Origin of the sequence: Pseudarthrobacter humi (assembly GCF_024294965.1) — a bacterium.
Classification (GTDB): Bacteria; Actinomycetota; Actinomycetes; order Actinomycetales; family Micrococcaceae; genus Arthrobacter; species Arthrobacter humi.
Map to the genome: position 1 here is coordinate 472266 of NZ_JANCLV010000001.1, position 16083 is coordinate 488348.

General features: G+C 68.0%; 15 protein-coding genes. 11 read left to right on the top strand and 4 right to left on the bottom strand.

All coding sequences use genetic code 11. The annotated features are described in order from the left end of the window. Nucleotides 1-4: 4 nt before the first annotated feature. Complete coding sequence (locus NFC73_RS02350) at nt 5-670, bottom strand: TetR/AcrR family transcriptional regulator (protein WP_056343929.1); 666 nt, start codon at nt 668-670, stop codon at nt 5-7. 84 nt (nt 671-754) lie between these two features. On the opposite strand from NFC73_RS02350, the gene moeB reads away from it, so the two are divergent. Further along, nucleotides 755-1954 carry a molybdopterin-synthase adenylyltransferase MoeB gene (gene moeB, locus NFC73_RS02355; protein WP_254747308.1) on the top strand — a complete coding sequence of 400 codons (1200 nt, stop codon included), beginning with the start codon at nt 755-757 and terminating at the stop codon, nt 1952-1954. A gap of 128 nt (nt 1955-2082) precedes the next feature. Here moeB and NFC73_RS02360 read toward each other — a convergent pair whose 3' ends face one another. After that, nucleotides 2083-3396: a glutamyl-tRNA reductase gene (locus NFC73_RS02360; protein ID WP_254747309.1), complete on the bottom strand. Its 1314-nt coding sequence runs from the start codon at nt 3394-3396 to the stop codon at nt 2083-2085. 158 nt (nt 3397-3554) lie between these two features. Here NFC73_RS02360 and hemE point away from each other — a divergent pair, with 158 nt between their 5' ends. From hemE to hemL, 10 genes are all read left to right on the top strand, one after another. Continuing rightward, nucleotides 3555-4673 carry a uroporphyrinogen decarboxylase gene (hemE, locus tag NFC73_RS02365; RefSeq protein WP_254747311.1) on the top strand — a complete coding sequence of 373 codons (1119 nt, stop codon included), beginning with the start codon at nt 3555-3557 and terminating at the stop codon, nt 4671-4673. A gap of 4 nt (nt 4674-4677) precedes the next feature. Beyond that, the gene (gene hemG / locus NFC73_RS02370) at nt 4678-6126 is read left to right on the top strand and encodes a protoporphyrinogen oxidase (RefSeq protein ID WP_254747313.1); all 1449 of its coding nucleotides are present in this window, start codon (nt 4678-4680) and stop codon (nt 6124-6126) included. Nucleotides 6127-6227: 101 nt separating this feature from the next. Continuing rightward, nucleotides 6228-6980, top strand: coding sequence for a hypothetical protein (locus NFC73_RS02375; RefSeq protein WP_254747315.1), 753 nt, complete (start codon nt 6228-6230; stop codon nt 6978-6980). A gap of 120 nt (nt 6981-7100) precedes the next feature. After that, complete coding sequence (gene hemQ / locus NFC73_RS02380; RefSeq protein WP_104062159.1) at nt 7101-7802, top strand: hydrogen peroxide-dependent heme synthase; 702 nt, start codon at nt 7101-7103, stop codon at nt 7800-7802. Then, on the top strand, nt 7799-9064 hold the full coding sequence (locus NFC73_RS02385; RefSeq protein ID WP_254747317.1) for a ferrochelatase: 1266 nt from the start codon (nt 7799-7801) through the stop codon (nt 9062-9064). Before hemQ ends, NFC73_RS02385 begins: the two co-directional genes overlap by 4 nt. Beyond that, nucleotides 9061-10044 (top strand): hydroxymethylbilane synthase, encoded by a 984-nt coding sequence (hemC, locus tag NFC73_RS02390; RefSeq protein WP_254747319.1) that lies wholly within the window; start codon nt 9061-9063, stop codon nt 10042-10044. The genes NFC73_RS02385 and hemC overlap by 4 nt, the downstream gene beginning before the upstream one ends. After that, nucleotides 10031-10906, top strand: coding sequence for a uroporphyrinogen-III synthase (locus tag NFC73_RS02395; protein WP_254747321.1), 876 nt, complete (start codon nt 10031-10033; stop codon nt 10904-10906). Before hemC ends, NFC73_RS02395 begins: the two co-directional genes overlap by 14 nt. Then, a complete protein-coding gene (gene hemB / locus NFC73_RS02400) occupies nt 10903-11883 on the top strand; it encodes a porphobilinogen synthase (protein WP_141141068.1) in 981 nt (326 codons plus the stop codon). The genes NFC73_RS02395 and hemB overlap by 4 nt, the downstream gene beginning before the upstream one ends. 67 nt (nt 11884-11950) lie before the next feature. Beyond that, on the top strand, nt 11951-13036 hold the full coding sequence (locus tag NFC73_RS02405) for an LLM class flavin-dependent oxidoreductase (RefSeq protein WP_254747323.1): 1086 nt from the start codon (nt 11951-11953) through the stop codon (nt 13034-13036). Between the two features lie 94 nt (nt 13037-13130). After that, nucleotides 13131-14450, top strand: coding sequence for a glutamate-1-semialdehyde 2,1-aminomutase (gene hemL / locus NFC73_RS02410; RefSeq protein ID WP_254747325.1), 1320 nt, complete (start codon nt 13131-13133; stop codon nt 14448-14450). Between the two features lie 125 nt (nt 14451-14575). On the opposite strand, the gene NFC73_RS02415 is transcribed toward hemL, so the two are convergent. Continuing rightward, nucleotides 14576-15313, bottom strand: coding sequence for an amino acid ABC transporter ATP-binding protein (locus NFC73_RS02415; RefSeq protein ID WP_254747327.1), 738 nt, complete (start codon nt 15311-15313; stop codon nt 14576-14578). Then, complete coding sequence (locus NFC73_RS02420; RefSeq protein ID WP_056343886.1) at nt 15310-16074, bottom strand: amino acid ABC transporter permease; 765 nt, start codon at nt 16072-16074, stop codon at nt 15310-15312. The genes NFC73_RS02415 and NFC73_RS02420 overlap by 4 nt, the downstream gene beginning before the upstream one ends. Nucleotides 16075-16083 lie beyond the last annotated feature (9 nt).

Consider the following 16083-nt stretch of genomic DNA (forward strand, 5'->3'; position numbering starts at 1 on the left):
TAGTCTAGGACTCTTTGGGGAAGCGAGAGATTCCGCGCCAAGCTAAACGGTAAATAAGGTCGCTGGCCACATCGAGGTCCAGGTTCCCGTCGGTCTCCAGCCAGTAACGCGCGCTGACCTGGGCCATTCCGGCCAGGCCACGGCCCAGAAGCTGGGCCTCCAGGTGGGGCAGTTTGGTGTCCTCGGCAATCACGCGGGCAACAGCGTCCGCGAACGTCTTGTTGAATGTCTCGAGGCGTGAACTGACATCGGGATCGTTGATGAGGTCCGATTCGAAGACCAGGCGGTGGGCTTGGTCGTCGCTGGCGATGAAGCGGTAGTAGGCGCGCATCACCGCCTGGACACGTTCGTCATTGTCGGTCGTGGAGCTCAACGCACCAAGCATCAGGTCCGTCAGCGACGCGAGATGGCTGTCCAGCAGGGCAAGATACAGCTCCCGTTTGGACGGGAAGTGCTGGTACAGCACCGGTTTGCTGACATGGGCCGTTTCGGCGATTTCATCCATGGCGGCGCCATGGTAGCCGTTGGCGACAAAAACCTCCTGCGCCGCAGCGAGGAGCTGCGCCCGGCGCTCATCCCGGGGAAGCCGGGCGGACCTCTGGCCCGCGGTCCGTTGAGGTGCGGCGGGTTCGCCGCCGGACGCCCGGTCAGCCCGTGCTTCATGGACCACAGTTGCCCTACTTTCCCTTGCCGTTACCTACACAATACTGCGCGGTAATATGACCCGGCGGTATCTCGGGGCATACATTGAAGTATGGCTTCGACTTTGACCGCAAATGATTCCCCTGTCTCGCTTAACCCGCTCGTGGAGCCCGCCGGTGAACTGACGCCAGCCGAGGTGGAACGCTACTCGCGGCACCTCATCATTCCCGAAATCGGAGCGGTGGGGCAGCGGCGGCTGAAGAACGCCAGGGTGCTTGTTATCGGTGCCGGGGGACTGGGTTCGCCCGCCCTGCTCTACTTGGCGGCAGCGGGCGTAGGGACCCTGGGCATCATCGATGACGACGCCGTTGACCTCAGCAACCTGCAGCGCCAGGTGATCCACGGCGTCGCCGACGTCGGACGGCCCAAGATCGACTCCGCGCGGGACGCCATCGCGGCCCTGAACCCGCTGGTGGACGTCCGGCTGCACAACGTCCGGCTGGATGCGTCCAACGCACTGGAGCTGTTCGCGGACTACGATCTGGTCCTGGACGGGGCGGACAACTTCGCCACCCGCTACCTGGTCAACGACGCCGCCGCCATCCTCGGCAAGCCTTATGTGTGGGGATCGATCTTCCGCTTCGACGGCCAGGTCAGCGTGTTCTGGGAAAAGCACGGACCCACCTACCGGGACCTTTATCCCGAGGCCCCGCCCGCCGGATCCGTGCCCTCCTGCGGCGAGGGCGGCGTCTTCGGCATGCTCTGTGCTGCGGTGGGTTCACTCATGGTGACCGAGGCGGTGAAGCTGATCACCGGCGTCGGACGTTCACTCCTGGGCAGGGTGGCACTGTTTGATGCGCTGGGCGGCAGCTGGCGCGAGATCCGGGTGTCCAAGGACCCGGCGGCCGGGCCCATTACCGAGCTTACGGACTACGAAGCCTTCTGTGGCATCACCCCCGCCGCCTCCGCCGACACGGAGCACACTGTGACGGCGACGCAGCTGGCCACGATGCTGGCGTCCCGGAAGGCAGGCCTGAAGGACTTCGAGCTGGTGGACGTCAGGGAAACCGGCGAACACGACATCGTGAGCATCGACGGCTCGGTGCTGATCCCGCAGGGCAGGATCCTGGCGGGGGAGGCCTGGGCGGAACTTCCGCAGGACAAGGACATTGTGTTCCACTGCAAGGCGGGCACGCGGTCAGCCAACGTGCTGGAGGCCGCGCGGAAGGCAGGCTACCAGCGGGTCAGCCATCTCGACGGCGGAATCCTGGCCTGGGTGCGTGACGTCGAGCCGCAGAAGCCGGTCTACTGACCGGTTGCCCTTCAACGACGCTCTCTCACTTTTGGCCCCTATTTCAACGATGCTCTCTCACTCCCTTGAAAGTGGTGAGGGAGGGTTGTGAAGAAAGCCCCTAAAGGTGAGAGAGGGTCGCGGACGGGTCAGGCGGTTTCAAGGCCCCGGTGGTCCACGGGGCACTCCGCCTGCGCTGCGGTGGCCGGCTGCTCCACGGTGATGCCGTAGAGGGTTTCGAGCGCGGACACGTAGTCGTCCTGCTGGCCGATGGCGGCGAGCTCACGAGCACGGACAGTGGGCACATGCAGCAGCTGCTTGACCATCCGGCGGAGGGCGAACTCCACTTCCTCGGCGGCGGCGGTGCAGCCGTGGCGGGCACGGACGCGCTCCATTTCCGCATCCAGGACGTTCATGGTGTGCCTGCGGAGCGCCACGATGGCGGAATCCACCGAGCGGGCTTCCCGTTCCTGTTCGAACGCCTGGGCTGCGCCGGACACAATGCCGCTGGCCTGGGTGAGGGACTCGGCCTGTTCCTGGGGTGCCGCCAAACGCACGGATTCCAGCGTGAGCAGCTCAACGCCGTCGAGCTGTCCGACTTCGGGGTCAAAGTCGTGGGTGAGGGCGAGGTCGATCGCGATCAGCGGCCGGGGAGAGTCCGCGCGGATCTCGGCAAGTTCGCCGGCCTCGACCCGGGTGTCGGAGCCGCTGCAGCCGATCATAACGTCGGCCGCCGCTACGGCCACCGGCAGGGATTCGCTGTCCAGCGCTGTTCCGCCGCGCGTGGCGACGAACGCTTCGGCGCGTCCCGACGAGGAGAACACGGAGATGTCGGTGCAGCCCCGTTCGCGGAGCAGCGCCATGGTGGCGCCGGCGTAGGCGCCGGTGCCGAACACCACCACCTTCTTCGCGGACCAGTCGGGGCTTTCGGAAAGATCGGTTGCCAGATCCAGTGCCACTGAAACGATGGACAGGCCCCGGGAACCGAGGGCGGTCTGTGCTCCGACATCCTTGGCCGTCTTGGAGGCGGCCTGGAAGAGGCGGACCAGGCCGGAGCTGGCCGTGCCTTCGTGCTGGGCAGTGATGAGTGCGCGGCGGACCTGGCCGGCGATTTCACGTTCGCCCACCACGGCGGAGTCCAGCCCGGCGCTGACGGCGAACAGGTGCTGGCTGACTTCGGCGCCGGTGCGTGTGCTGAAGGAGCGGGACACGAGCTGTTCGTTGAGTCCGCTGAGTCCGCTGATCTCCGAGACAAGGGCCGCACGGGCGGCCTCAACATCGTCAGCGTGGGGCGCTTCGCCGTAGATTTCGTAGCGGTTGCAGGTGGCAAGCACAATCGCACCCGTCACTGCCGGCGATCCGGAGAGTGCGGATGTTGCGATACCGGAGGCACCGCTGCTCAGTTGAGCAACGGTCTCAAGGTCGATGTCGGCGTGTGTAGCCACCAATGAAAAAAGAACCACAGCAGACCAATCATAGCTTTTTCGCAGCCCGGTAGAACAACCCGGCAAACAGCCAGGGGCGGTGGAGGGCCGTGTTTCCTGCCACGGCGCGGTCGGGGCGGCTCTCCGTGACAGGTTGTCGTTATCTTTTGGGGCCGATTTTGGGCACAATCAAAGGCATGACTTCCAGCTCCGCCGTGTCCAGTGCCGTGCCTAGTGTCCCGTCTAACGACAGTGTCCTTGCTGCCGGCCATCCGCTGATGGACGGCCGCACCGCAGATTCGCCGCTCATCACCGCGTACCGTGGCGGCAAGCCGTCGCGGCGGCCGGTGTGGTTCATGCGGCAGGCCGGGCGCTCCCTGCCGGAATACTTGAAGGTCCGCGAAGGCGTGGCCATGCTGGATTCCTGCCTGCGGCCCGAGCTCGCGGCCGAAATCACGCTGCAGCCCGTCCGGCGCCATGACGTGGATGCTGCCATTTTCTTCTCCGACATAGTCATTCCGCTCAAGCTCGCCGGCGTCGGCGTCGACATTGTGCCGGGCGTGGGCCCCGTGCTGGACAAACCGGTGCGCACGGCTGCAGACGTTGCCGCCCTGCCCCCGCTGACCTGGGAAGCGCTGGAACCGATCCGCGAAGCCGTGCGGCTGACCGTCGCAGAGCTGGGCAAAACCCCGCTGATCGGCTTTGCCGGTGCCCCGTTCACCCTCGCCGCCTACATGGTGGAGGGCAAACCCTCCCGTGACCACCTGGGCCCGCGCACCATGATGCACGCAGACCCGGAAACCTGGACGGCGCTGGCCAACTGGGCCGCCGACGCCTCGGGAATGTTCCTCCGTGCCCAGCTGGAAGCCGGCGCCTCCGCCGGGCAGCTGTTTGATTCCTGGGCAGGGTCACTGGGCCTGGCCGACTACACCAAGTTCGTGGCACCGGCCTCGGCCCGGGCGCTGGACCATGTCCGCCACCTCGGCGCGCCGCTCATCCACTTTGGTACCGGAACCTCCGAACTGCTTGTGGCCATGCGCGACGTCGGCGTGGACGTGGTGGGCGTGGATTACCGCCTTCCCCTGGATGAGGCCAACCGGCGCCTGGGCGGAACGGTGCCACTGCAAGGCAACATCGACCCCGCACTGCTGTCCGCGCCGTGGGACGTGCTGGAAGCCCATGTCCGTGAGGTCATTGCGGCCGGCGCTTCTGCGCCCGGCCATGTGCTCAACCTCGGACATGGGGTGCCGCCGGAAACCGACCCCGCGGTCCTGACCCGCGTTGTAGAACTCATCCACTCCATCTCCCCGGAGTAGGACCGTGGGCAGTTCCGTGACACCGGCCCCGGCCCCGGCCGCCGTCGTCCTGGGCGGCGGCATCTCCGGCCTGCTGGCCGCACGAGAGCTGGCAGCCGCCGGACGCACCGTCACTGTCCTGGAAGCCGCAGCATCCTGGGGCGGCTGCGTGGGCAGCCACGTGGTGGCCGGCCTCACCCTGGACAGCGGGGCAGAGTCCTTCGCCACCCGCTCCCCGGCCGTGGCTGACCTTGCGGATGAACTTGGACTTGGCAGCAAGGTTGTGGCGCCCCGCCCGGGCGGTGCCTGGGTGCAGCTTCCGGACGGCCCGCGCGAACTGCCCAAGACCGGAGTCCTGGGCATTCCCGCCAACCCCTGGGACCCGGAGGTCAGGCGGTCGTTGGGGTTTGTCGGCTCCCTGCGGGCGTCCCTGGATAAGTACCTGCCAGCCTCACTCGGCGCGTCGGCGGACGTCACCAGCGTCGCGGCGCTGGTGCGGGCCCGGATGGGCCGCCGCGTGTTGGAGCGCCTCGTGGCCCCGGTGGTGGGCGGCGTGCACTCCGCGGACCCCGGACTCCTGGACGTGGACATGGTGGCCCCCGGCCTCCGGGCCGGAATCCGAGAGCACGGTTCCCTCGCGGCCGCGGTGGCCGCCCAGCGGCGCGGCTCCGCCCAGCCCTCCGTCGCGAAGGCGGGTTCCGCCGTCGCCGGCCTGGACGGCGGGATGCACACCCTGGTTTCGGCCCTGCTCAGCGATCTCCGCGGCCGCGGTGTCACCCTGGTGAGTGGAACAGCCGCGGACGCCGTCGAACGGACGCCGGACGGTTGGCGTGTCACCGCCGGTGACGCAGCGTACGACGGCGGCCTGCTGGTGGTGGCGCTGCCCGGCCCGGCTGCCGTGGGGCTGCTTCAGGCGGCCGTGCCCGCCCTGACAGGCAGAAGCCCCGAAAGCGGTCCGGATGTCCGGCTCGTCACCGTGGTGGTGGACCTTCCCGAACTGGACCGCAGGCCGCGGGGCACCGGGGTCCTGGTGGCCCCCCAGACGCCGGGAATCCAGGCAAAAGCCCTCACGCATGCCACCGCGAAGTGGGAGTGGCTGGCCGCTGCGGCAGGTCCAGGGACCCACGTGCTGCGGCTCTCCTACGGCCGCCTGGAAGCCCCGGAATCCGCGACCCCGGAAACCGGCGGCTCCGCCCCCGCCGTCGACTCGGAATTACTGGCTGCTGCCTTGCGCGACGCTTCGGCGCTGCTGGACGTCCCGGTGCAGGGGACGGACGTCGTCGGCTGGGATGTAGTCAGGTGGCAAGGGGCCCTGCCGTTCGCGGCCGTGGGACACGAAGCCCGGGTGGCCGAGGTAAGGAAGCTCTGCGCGGCAGAGGCCGGCCTCTGCATTGTGGGCGGATGGGTGGCCGGCAACGGACTCGCCGCCGTGGTGGCCGATACCCGAAAAGAAATTCGAAGCCTGCTCAGCTGACCATCGCTCCTGTTCAGTGGAATGTGGGCGTTGATAGGACGACTCCGGGGTGCAGTTTCCGGTTTTCAATCCACCCCCTCATGTGGCTAGGGTCGATAACTATGGTTATTTACAGGTCCGAATCTTCTCTTTCCCGGACCAGTATCCATGGGGGACTCCGGCGTGGCGCTGCAGCGGCTGCCGTCGGAGCGGTACTGGTCCTGTCCGCCGGCGTTCCGGCATCCCAGGCGGCGGACGGCAGCGCCGAGCCCACAGAGTCCGCCTCAGTTGCGGCCGACGGGGACCTCGCCGGGGTCAGCGGCCTGCTGAATGGCCTCCTGGGCGGTTCCGGCGGACAGGCCAATGCCTCACCCGAACCGACTCCCGCCCCCTCAGGATCTTCCACTCCGACGGTCACACCGTCGCCGGCCCCCACGTCACCTGCGCCGACGTCGTCCGCCCCGTCGACATCTGCCAGCCCAGCGCCGCAGGGAACCACTCCGCAGGGCACGGCTCCCCAAGGCGCCGTCCCGCCGTCGGGCGCTCCGGCGCCGCTCAGCACGTCCCCGGATGCCGCAGGTTCAGCGGCAGGCACGCAGCCGAACGGCCAGCCCGGTGCCCCCGCCGACGTGACGCGGGTTGCCGGACAGGAAGCCGATCCTGCTGCGGACCAGCCCACGGACGCCCACAGCACCAACGCCACGCCTGTTTCGGGACCGGGGCGCCACGGAAACGCGCCTGCCAGCCGGGACAACATGGCGTCCGCCACGGCAGCAGCCGCGGCCGCCGAACCCGCGAAGGTCTGGCTTGGCGTGGGACTGCTGGGGTCCGCCGGAGCCGCTGGCCTCCTTTTTGCCCGGATCCGCCAGATCTGATCTCGGTGCCGGATCGGGCTCACAACCCATGCTGCGCCAACGTGTGACCTTGCGCACTTCTACGTCTTGTAGAAGTCGCTGGTTTCGACTTGGCGGTAGGGAAGGGGCAAACTGGTAACCATGAGCCACACTTCTGCCGAATCTGTCACTAAAACCGAAGAATCAGCCGAGCAGTTCTTCACTCTCTGGACTGTTTTCAAGCGGTCCGAGGAACTGGTGCGCAGCGCTGACGCTGCCGCCGATTTCGATGCCCTGCTGGTCCGCCTGGCCGAGGCGGGCGTGACGCACCGCGGCAGCTACGACGTCTCCGCGATGCGCGCCGACGCCGACGTCATGGTCTGGCTCCACGGCCCGAAGCCCGAAGCGCTGCAGCAGGCCATCCGCGACATCCGCCGCAGCACGCTTTTCGCCGGAACCGAGATTGTGTGGTCCGCCATGGGCGTGCACCGGGAAGCCGAGTTCGCCAAGAACCACACCCCCGCTTACTCACGCGGTGTGGCCCCGGCCGAATGGCTCTGTGTCTACCCGTTCGTGCGCTCCTATGAGTGGTACATCCTGCCCGAGGAAGAACGCGGCAAGATGCTGCGCGACCACGGCATGCTGGGCCGGGAGTTCCCGCAGGTCATCTCCAACACGGTATCCTCCTTCGCCCTGGGTGACTGGGAGTGGATCCTGGGACTGGAAGCCCCCGAACTGGTGGACCTCGTGGACCTGATGCGCCACCTCCGCGCCACCGAAGCACGCAACCACGTACGGGAGGAAATCCCGTTCTACACCGGCCGCCGCATCACCGCAGCCGAGGTCGCTGAGGTCCTCGCATGACCCGGCCCGATCCTGCGGGGGGCGCCGTGCTCCCCGGAACCAACCCGGTCACCGAAGCCGGCCGGATGGCGCCCAAAAACTATGACGGCGTCCTGCTGGCCTCCTTTGGCGGGCCCGAGGGCCAGGATGACGTCATCCCGTTCCTGCGCAATGTCACCCGCGGCCGCGGCATCCCCGACGAGCGGCTCGAAGAGGTTTCCCAGCACTACCGGGCCAACGGCGGCATCAGCCCCATCAACCAGCAGAACCGCGAGCTCAAGGCAGCCCTGGAAGCGGAGCTCAGGGCCCGCGGCATTGAGCTTCCCGTGCTGTGGGGCAACCGCAACTGGGACCCCTACATTCCGCAGACCCTGCAGGACGCGTACGACGCCGGTCACCGCAAACTGCTGATGGTCACCACGAGTGCCTACTCCTGTTACTCCAGCTGCCGCCAGTACCGCGAGGATATCGGCATCGCCCTGACGGAGACAGGACTGGACGGCCGGCTTGAGGTGGACAAGGTCCGCCAGTACTTCGACCACCCCGGCTTTGTGGAGCCCTTCATTGAAGGCACCGCAGCCGGGCTGGCGGACGTGCGGGCGCAGCTTGCGGCCGCGGGAACTCCGGACGCCCCCGTGCACATCCTTTTTGCCACGCACTCCATCCCCACCCGGGATGCCGAGGCCGCCGGACGGTCGGCGGACGAACCGCGCGAGTTCGACGAAGGCTCCGCCTACGTGGCCCAGCACCTGGCCACCGGCGCCGCAGTCATCAGCCGCGTGCAGGCCGAGTCAGGCCTGACCGCACCCTGGTCGCTCGTCTACCAATCCCGCTCGGGTGCGCCGCACGTGCCCTGGCTGGAACCGGACATCAACGACGCCATCGCCGACCTGGCGGGCCAGGGCATCAAAGGCATCGTCATCGTCCCGCTGGGCTTCGTCAGCGACCACATGGAAGTTGTCTGGGACCTGGACACCGAAGCCCTGGAAACCTGCCGCAACCTCGGCCTGGCCGCCACGCGTGTCCCTACCCCGGGCACCCACCGGAAGTTTGTGAACGGCCTGGTGGACCTCATCTCCGAACGGACGCTCGCCAACAACATCAGCGACCGGCCCGCCGTGACCGGCCTGGGCCCTTGGTACGATGTCTGCCGGCCGGGATGCTGCGCGAACTTCCGCGGCGAAAAGCCCACCATCGCCGGAGCCGACACCACCGTCGGCACCGGACACGACGCATACCCGGCCGCACCTGCGGACGCTGCCGGGAGAGAAGGAACCCCGTGACCGTACGGATCGGAACCAGGGCCAGCAAGCTCGCCCTGACCCAGACCCAGCAGACGGCGGACCAGCTGGCCGCCGTCGGAGGCTTCCCCGTGGAGCTGGTGCACATCACTACCGAGGGCGACGTCAAGACAGGGTCCCTGTCCCAGATGGGCGGCACCGGGGTGTTTGTCGCCGCCCTGCGCGATGCCCTCCTGCAGGACACCTGCGATGTCGCCGTGCACTCGCTCAAGGACCTCCCCACGGGAGCCGCGCCGGGCCTCACCATCGCCGCAACGCCCAAGCGTGCCGACGTGCGGGACGTCCTGTGCGCCCGCGACGGCCTAAAGCTGGCTGATCTGCCGCAGGGCGCCAAGGTGGGCACCGGCTCTCCGCGCCGAGCTGCCCAGTTGCGTGCCGCCCGCCCTGACCTGGACGTGCAGGACATCCGCGGCAATGTGGATACCCGCCTCGGCCGCGTGCCCGGCCTGCCCGGAAACGCCGCCGGCGCGCCGGGTGACCTGGACGCCGTCGTACTGGCCGCCGCAGGCCTGGAACGCATCGGCCGCCTGGACGCCGTCAGCGAATTTTTCGAGACGGACGTGATGCTGCCGGCGCCCGGACAGGGTTCGCTGGCCATCGAATGCCGGACGGCTGACGCCCCGCGCAAGGCAGGTTCCACCGAGGGTTCGCAAGGAGTTCTGGCGCAGGCCCTGGCCGCGCTTAACGATGAGGACACCCGCCTCGCCGTAACCGCCGAGCGTGCCGTGCTGGCCCGACTCGAGGCCGGCTGCGCCGCCCCCGTGGGTGCCTTCGCCTACCGCAAGGGCAGCATGCTGTACCTCGAGGCGGCGGTGTGCGCCGTGGACGGCACCAAGACTGTGCGCGAAAAGAAGGCAACCGACGGTCTCACCGAGGTTGGTGCCACGCTGCTCGGCATCGAGGTGGCCGAGCTCCTGCTGGCTGCCGGCGCCGCGGAGATCGCGGACCTTGCCGCCTCCTGATGACCTCGCGGGCGCTCTGGGCGGCCGGCGCGTCCTGATCACCCGGAGCGCCGACCGTGCCGGGCCGCTGGCCGCGCTGCTCGGCGGTCTGGGGGCCGAACCGCTGCTCCTGCCGCTCATCGACTTTGAACGCGCCGCGGACCAGCCGGCCCTCGATGCCGCGCTGGATGATCTGGTGGCCGGGGGCTTCGACTGGCTGGTGGTCAGCAGCATCACCACGGTACGTGTGCTCGTGGAAAAGGCCATTGAGCGCGGCACCACGCCGGCCGCACTGGTGCCGGCGGGAACGCGGGTGGCCACCATCGGACCGTCCTCCCGGCGGATCCTCGAGGCAGCAGGCATTCCTGTGGCCCTGGCCCCGGTGGATATCCAGTCCGCCGAAGGGCTCGCGGAACTGTGGACCGCCGCGCCGGCGCGCGTGCTGCTGCCACAGGCAGACATCGCGGCCCCTGCACTGCGCGATGGCCTGGCAGCCAAGGGTGCCGACGTCACCGCCGTTGTGGCCTACCACACCGTGGACTACCCGGCCCGGCAAGAACTCCGCCTGGAGGCGGAACTGCCGTCCGCCGTCGGAATCCCCCACGCTGTCGCTCCCCGTGAGCTCAGCCAGTCGCAGACCCGCAGGGAGCTCGACGCCGGGACGCTCGACGCCGTCGTGGCCGCCTCGCCAAGCGCCGCGCGGCGCATTGCCGCGACCCTCCTGCCGCTGGGCCGCTGCCGTTTCATCGCCATCGGACGCCCGACGGCGGCAGAAGCTGCCGCCCTCGGCATCCCGGTGGCCGCCACGGCCCAAGTCCCCACCCCGGACGGCATAGTGGCCGCGCTGGGCACCGTATTTGCCAACGAAGGGAACACCCGATGAGCTTTCCGAACCACCGCCCGCGCCGCCTCCGCACCACGCCCGCCATGCGCCGGCTCACCGCCGAATACCGCCTGGCTCCGGCGGACCTGATCCTGCCGGCGTTCATCCGCGAAGGCCTCAGCGAACCATCGCCCATCACCTCCATGCCCGGCGTTGTGCAGCACACCACCGATTCGCTCAAGCGCGCCGCAGCGGAAGCCGTGGAACTGGGCGTCGGCGGCATCATGCTCTTTGGCGTGCCCGCCGTGCGCGATGCCCGCGGCACCGCCTCCCTGGACCCGGACGGCGTGCTCAACAAGGCCATCCGCGACGTCCGCGCCGAGGTGGGCGACGACCTGGTCATCATGGGCGATGTCTGCCTGGACGAATTCACCGACCACGGCCACTGCGGCGTCCTGGATGCCGACGGCTACGTGGACAACGACGCAACCCTCGAGATCTACGGCCAGATGGCCGTGGCCCAGGCCGATGCAGGCGCCCACGTGCTGGGGCCTTCCGGCATGATGGACGGCCAGATCGGGGTTATCCGCCAGGCCCTTGAGGAATCCGGCCACAAAAACACCGTCATCCTGGCCTACGCGGCCAAGTACGCCTCCGCCTTCTACGGTCCCTTCCGGGAGGCCGTGGATTCGCAGCTCAAGGGCGACCGCCGCACCTACCAGATGGACGCCGCCAACCGCCGCGAAGCCCTCCTTGAGGTGGAGCTGGATCTTGAGGAAGGCGCAGACATGGTGATGGTGAAGCCGGCCATGAGCTACCTGGATATCCTGGCCGACGTCGCCGCCATGAGTCCCGTGCCCGTCTCGGCCTACCAGATCTCGGGTGAATACGCGATGATCGAGGCCGCCGCCGCCAATGGCTGGATCGACCGGCGGGGTGCCATCACGGAATCCATCCTCGGCATCAAGCGGGCCGGCGCCAACACCGTGCTGACGTACTGGGCCTCCGAAGTAGCAGGCTGGCTCAAGGAATCCTGACGCGGCAGGGAATGTTTCCGGATGCTCCGTGGTTTGTATGCGTATGCATGAAAACAGCGAGCCTTCCATGACCACTCCGTCCAACCCCACTGCCCCCGTCCCCGCGGACACCATCCTGCTGGGCGTCAGTACCTTCGGCGACGTCGACCTGGCTGCCGACGGCGCACCCAAGCACCACGCCGAGGTGCTGCGCCAGGTGGTGGAACAGGCCAAGGTGGCCGACGCCGTCGGACTGCACTCCTTCGGCGTGGGGGAGCACCACCGCAGGGACTTCGCCGTCAGTGCGCCGGACGTGGTGCTCGCGGCCATCGCCACGGCCACGGAAAACATCCGGCTCGGCAGTGCCGTCACGGTCCTGAGCTCGGACGATCCCATCCGCGTCTTCCAGCGCTTCGCCACCCTCGACGCCGTCTCCAACGGCCGCGCCGAAGTGATCCTGGGCAGGGGTTCGTTCACCGAGTCCTTCCCGCTCTTTGGCTACGACCTCAGCGACTACGACGCGCTGTTCGAGGAGAAGCTGGAGATCTACGACCGTGTACGGTCCCAGAACCCGGTGAACTGGGACGGCCGGACCCGCGCGTCGCTTCGGGGCCAGATGGTCTATCCGCACGTGGAAGGCCGCCTGCTTCCCACCTGGATCGGAGTGGGCGGCTCACCCCAGTCCGTCGTCCGCACGGCCACCTACGGGTACCCCATGGTCCTGGCGATCATCGGCGGCGAGCCCGAGCGCTTCCGCCCCTATGCCGATCTGTACCGGCGCACGCTGGCCGAAGCCGGTAAGGAACCGCAGGCACTCTCCGTGCACTCTCCCGGCTACGTGGCCGAGACCGATGAGCAGGCCCTGGAGGAGTACTACCCGCACTGGCTCGCCGTCCGCAACAAGATCGGCGCGGAGCGCGGCTGGGGACCGGCCGGGCGCGGCGAGTTCGAAGCCGCGGCGGACGAGGACGGCGCCCTGTTCGTTGGTTCCCCGGAGACCGTGGCGAAGAAGATCGCCCGGCTCAAGGGCACCCTGGGTGCGGACCGCTTCGAGATGAAGTACAGCAGCGGCACGCTGCCCCACGAGCAGATGATGCGTTCCATCGAACTGTTCGGTTCCAAGGTGGCGCCCCTCGTTGCAGACATGCTTGCCGAGGTGCGCTCGGACCGCTGAGCCAGGCGGCCACTTGATCCGGCAGCTACTGTATCCGGCGCCCGCACCATGGCGTGGCGCCGGATGCCACCGCACGTGATGGAAGAATAGGGGCATGACTCGTTCCGAAGACCTCTTCGCCCGTGCCCAGACCCTGATGCCCGGCGGCGTCAACTCACCCGTCCGTGCCTTCGGCTCGGTGGGCGGAACCCCGCGGTTCATGGTGTCGGCCCAAGGCCCGTACCTGACCGATGCCGACGGCAAAGAGTACGTCGACCTGGTCTGCTCCTGGGGCCCGGCCCTTCTGGGGCACGCCCACCCCGCCGTCCTGGAGGCGGTCCACGCGGCTGTGGACCGCGGACTCTCCTTCGGCGCGTCCACCCCGGACGAGGCCAACCTGGCAGCCATCGTCCAGGAGCGCGTGCCGGCCGCCGAACGCGTCCGTATGGTCTCCACCGGCACCGAGGCCACCATGACGGCCGTCCGGCTGGCCCGCGGCTTCACCGGCCGGAACCTCATCATCAAGTTCGCCGGCTGCTACCACGGACACCTGGACGGGCTGCTGGCCGCCGCGGGATCGGGTGTTGCCACCCTTGCGCTGCCGGGCTCGGCCGGCGTCACCGCAGCCACTGCCGCCGAAACGCTGGTCCTGCCCTACAACGACCTCGCCGCCGTCGAAGCCGCTTTTGCCGCACACGGGCCGAATATCGCGGCCGTCATCACCGAAGCCGCCCCCGCCAACATGGGCGTGGTAACGCCGGGGGAGGGCTTCAACCTGGGGCTGTCCCGCATCACCCGCGAGCACGGCGCCCTGCTGATCCTGGACGAAGTGCTCACAGGCTTCCGCACCGGCTACTCCGGCTACTGGGGGCTCACTGGCGGTGCTGCTGACGCGACGGAGCCGTGGACCCCCGACCTGCTCACGTTCGGAAAGGTCATCGGCGGCGGAATGCCGACGGCGGCCCTCGGCGGGCGTGCGGACGTTATGGACTACCTCGCGCCACTCGGCCCGGTGTACCAGGCCGGGACACTCTCCGGGAACCCCGTGGCCATGGCAGCCGGCGTAGCCACGCTGACGCACGCCACCCGCGACGTGTACTCCTTTATTGACGCCCGCTCGCTGGAGCTCTCCTCGGCGCTGTCCGCTGCCCTGGACAGTGCCGGCGTGGACCACTCCGTCCAGTTCGCCGGAAACCTCTTCTCCGTGGCATTCGGCACGTCCGCCAACGGCGTCCACAACTACGCTGACGCCCAGGCCCAGGAAACCTTCCGGTACGCGCCGTTCTTCCACTCCATGCTGGAATCCGGTGTTTACCTGCCGCCGTCGGTCTTCGAGGCCTGGTTCCTCTCGGCCGCCCACGACGACGCCGCGATGAACCGGATCTTTGACGCACTCCCGGCCGCCGCGAAGGCTGCCGCAGCCGCACAAGCCTAGCGCCGCCGTCGGGCGTTGACGCGCGCCGTCCACGGCTGAAGCAAGAAAATCCCCGCCTCCCGGACAAATCCCCGCACAATGCGTGGGGGAAATGCCCGGGAGACGGGGATTTTCTGTTGGTGCGTCTACAGCACGTCCGAAAGGAAGCCCTTCAGGCGGTCAGTTGCGGGCGCCGTGAAGATCTGCTCGGGCGGACCCGATTCGACCACCACGCCGGCGTCCATAAACGTGACGGTGTCTGAGACGTTGCGGGAGAAGCCCATCTCGTGGGTCACCACCACCATGGTCATGCCGCCCTTGGCGAGGTCGGCCATCAGCGCCAGGACGCCCTTCACGAGCTCCGGGTCCAGGGCGGAGGTGGCCTCGTCAAAGAACATCACCTCGGGCTTCATCGCCAACGCACGGGCGATGGCGACGCGCTGCTGCTGGCCGCCCGAGAGGTTGGCCGGGCGGGCATCAGCTTTGTGCTTGAGGCCTACCAGGTCCAGCTGCTCCAGGGCCTCGGCGGTCGCCTGGTCCTTGGAGAGCTTCCGGAGCTTGCGCAGCGCAAGCGAGACATTGTCCAGCACGGTCTTGTGCGGGAACAGGTTGAACTGCTGGAAGACCATGCCGATCCGCTGGCGCAGCTCGTCCGGGTTGTCCTTCAGGACCGACCGGCCATCCAGCAGGATGTCGCCCTGGTCCGGTTCGATCAGCCGGTTCATGACCCGCAGGAGCGTGGACTTTCCCGAACCGGACGGACCGATGACCGAAGCCGTGGTGCCCTTTTCCACGTGGAGGTCGATGCCGCGGAGCACATGGTTGTGCCCGAACGAAAGGTGCAGGTTCTTGCCGGTCAGGGTGCCGGAAGTAGATTCCGTCATGCCTGTGCCCCCTTGCCGATGGGTGCCGCCAGCTCGTCCGGTTCCTTCTTCTCCGGACGGCCGGTACGGAGCCGGTTGTCGATGAAGTTCACGAAGTGGGTCAGCGGAACAGTAAGGATCAGATACAGAACGCCGGCGGCCACCAGTGGCGAAAGGTTCCCCGTGTTGGCCATCGCATCGTTACCGATCCGGAAAATCTCGCGGTCGGAGGCAGCCAAGCCCAGCACAAACACCAGGGAGGAATCCTTCAGGAGGGAGATGAACTGGTTCACCAGGGCAGGCAGCACGCGGCGGATGCCTTGCGGCACCACCACCAGGCGCATGGATTTGCCGTAGCTGAAGCCCAGTGCACGGGAAGCCTCCAGCTGGCCTTTCTCCACGCTCTGGATACCGGAGCGGAAGATCTCACCGATGTAGGCGCCGGCGATCAGGGTCAGCGCCAGGATCCCGAGCGGATAGGGGTTCCGGTTGCCCGTGAGTTCCCGGGCAATGGGGCTCAGCCCAATGCCGATCACCAGAATGACCAGAATGGCGGGCAGGCCGCGGAACAGGTCGGTGTAGATCCGGGCTGCCCAGCGGGCCACCGGATTCCGGGAAATACCCATGAGCGCGAGCAGCAAACCCAGCAAGGAGCCGAGGATGCCCGAGGCCAAGGCCAGGATCAGGGTGTTGGGCAAGCCCACCGTGAGAAGGGAGGGAACGACTTTCGCCATTTCCTCCCAGTTGAGGAACGTTTCACCCAGCTGGTCCAGGAGATCCATATGCGGTTA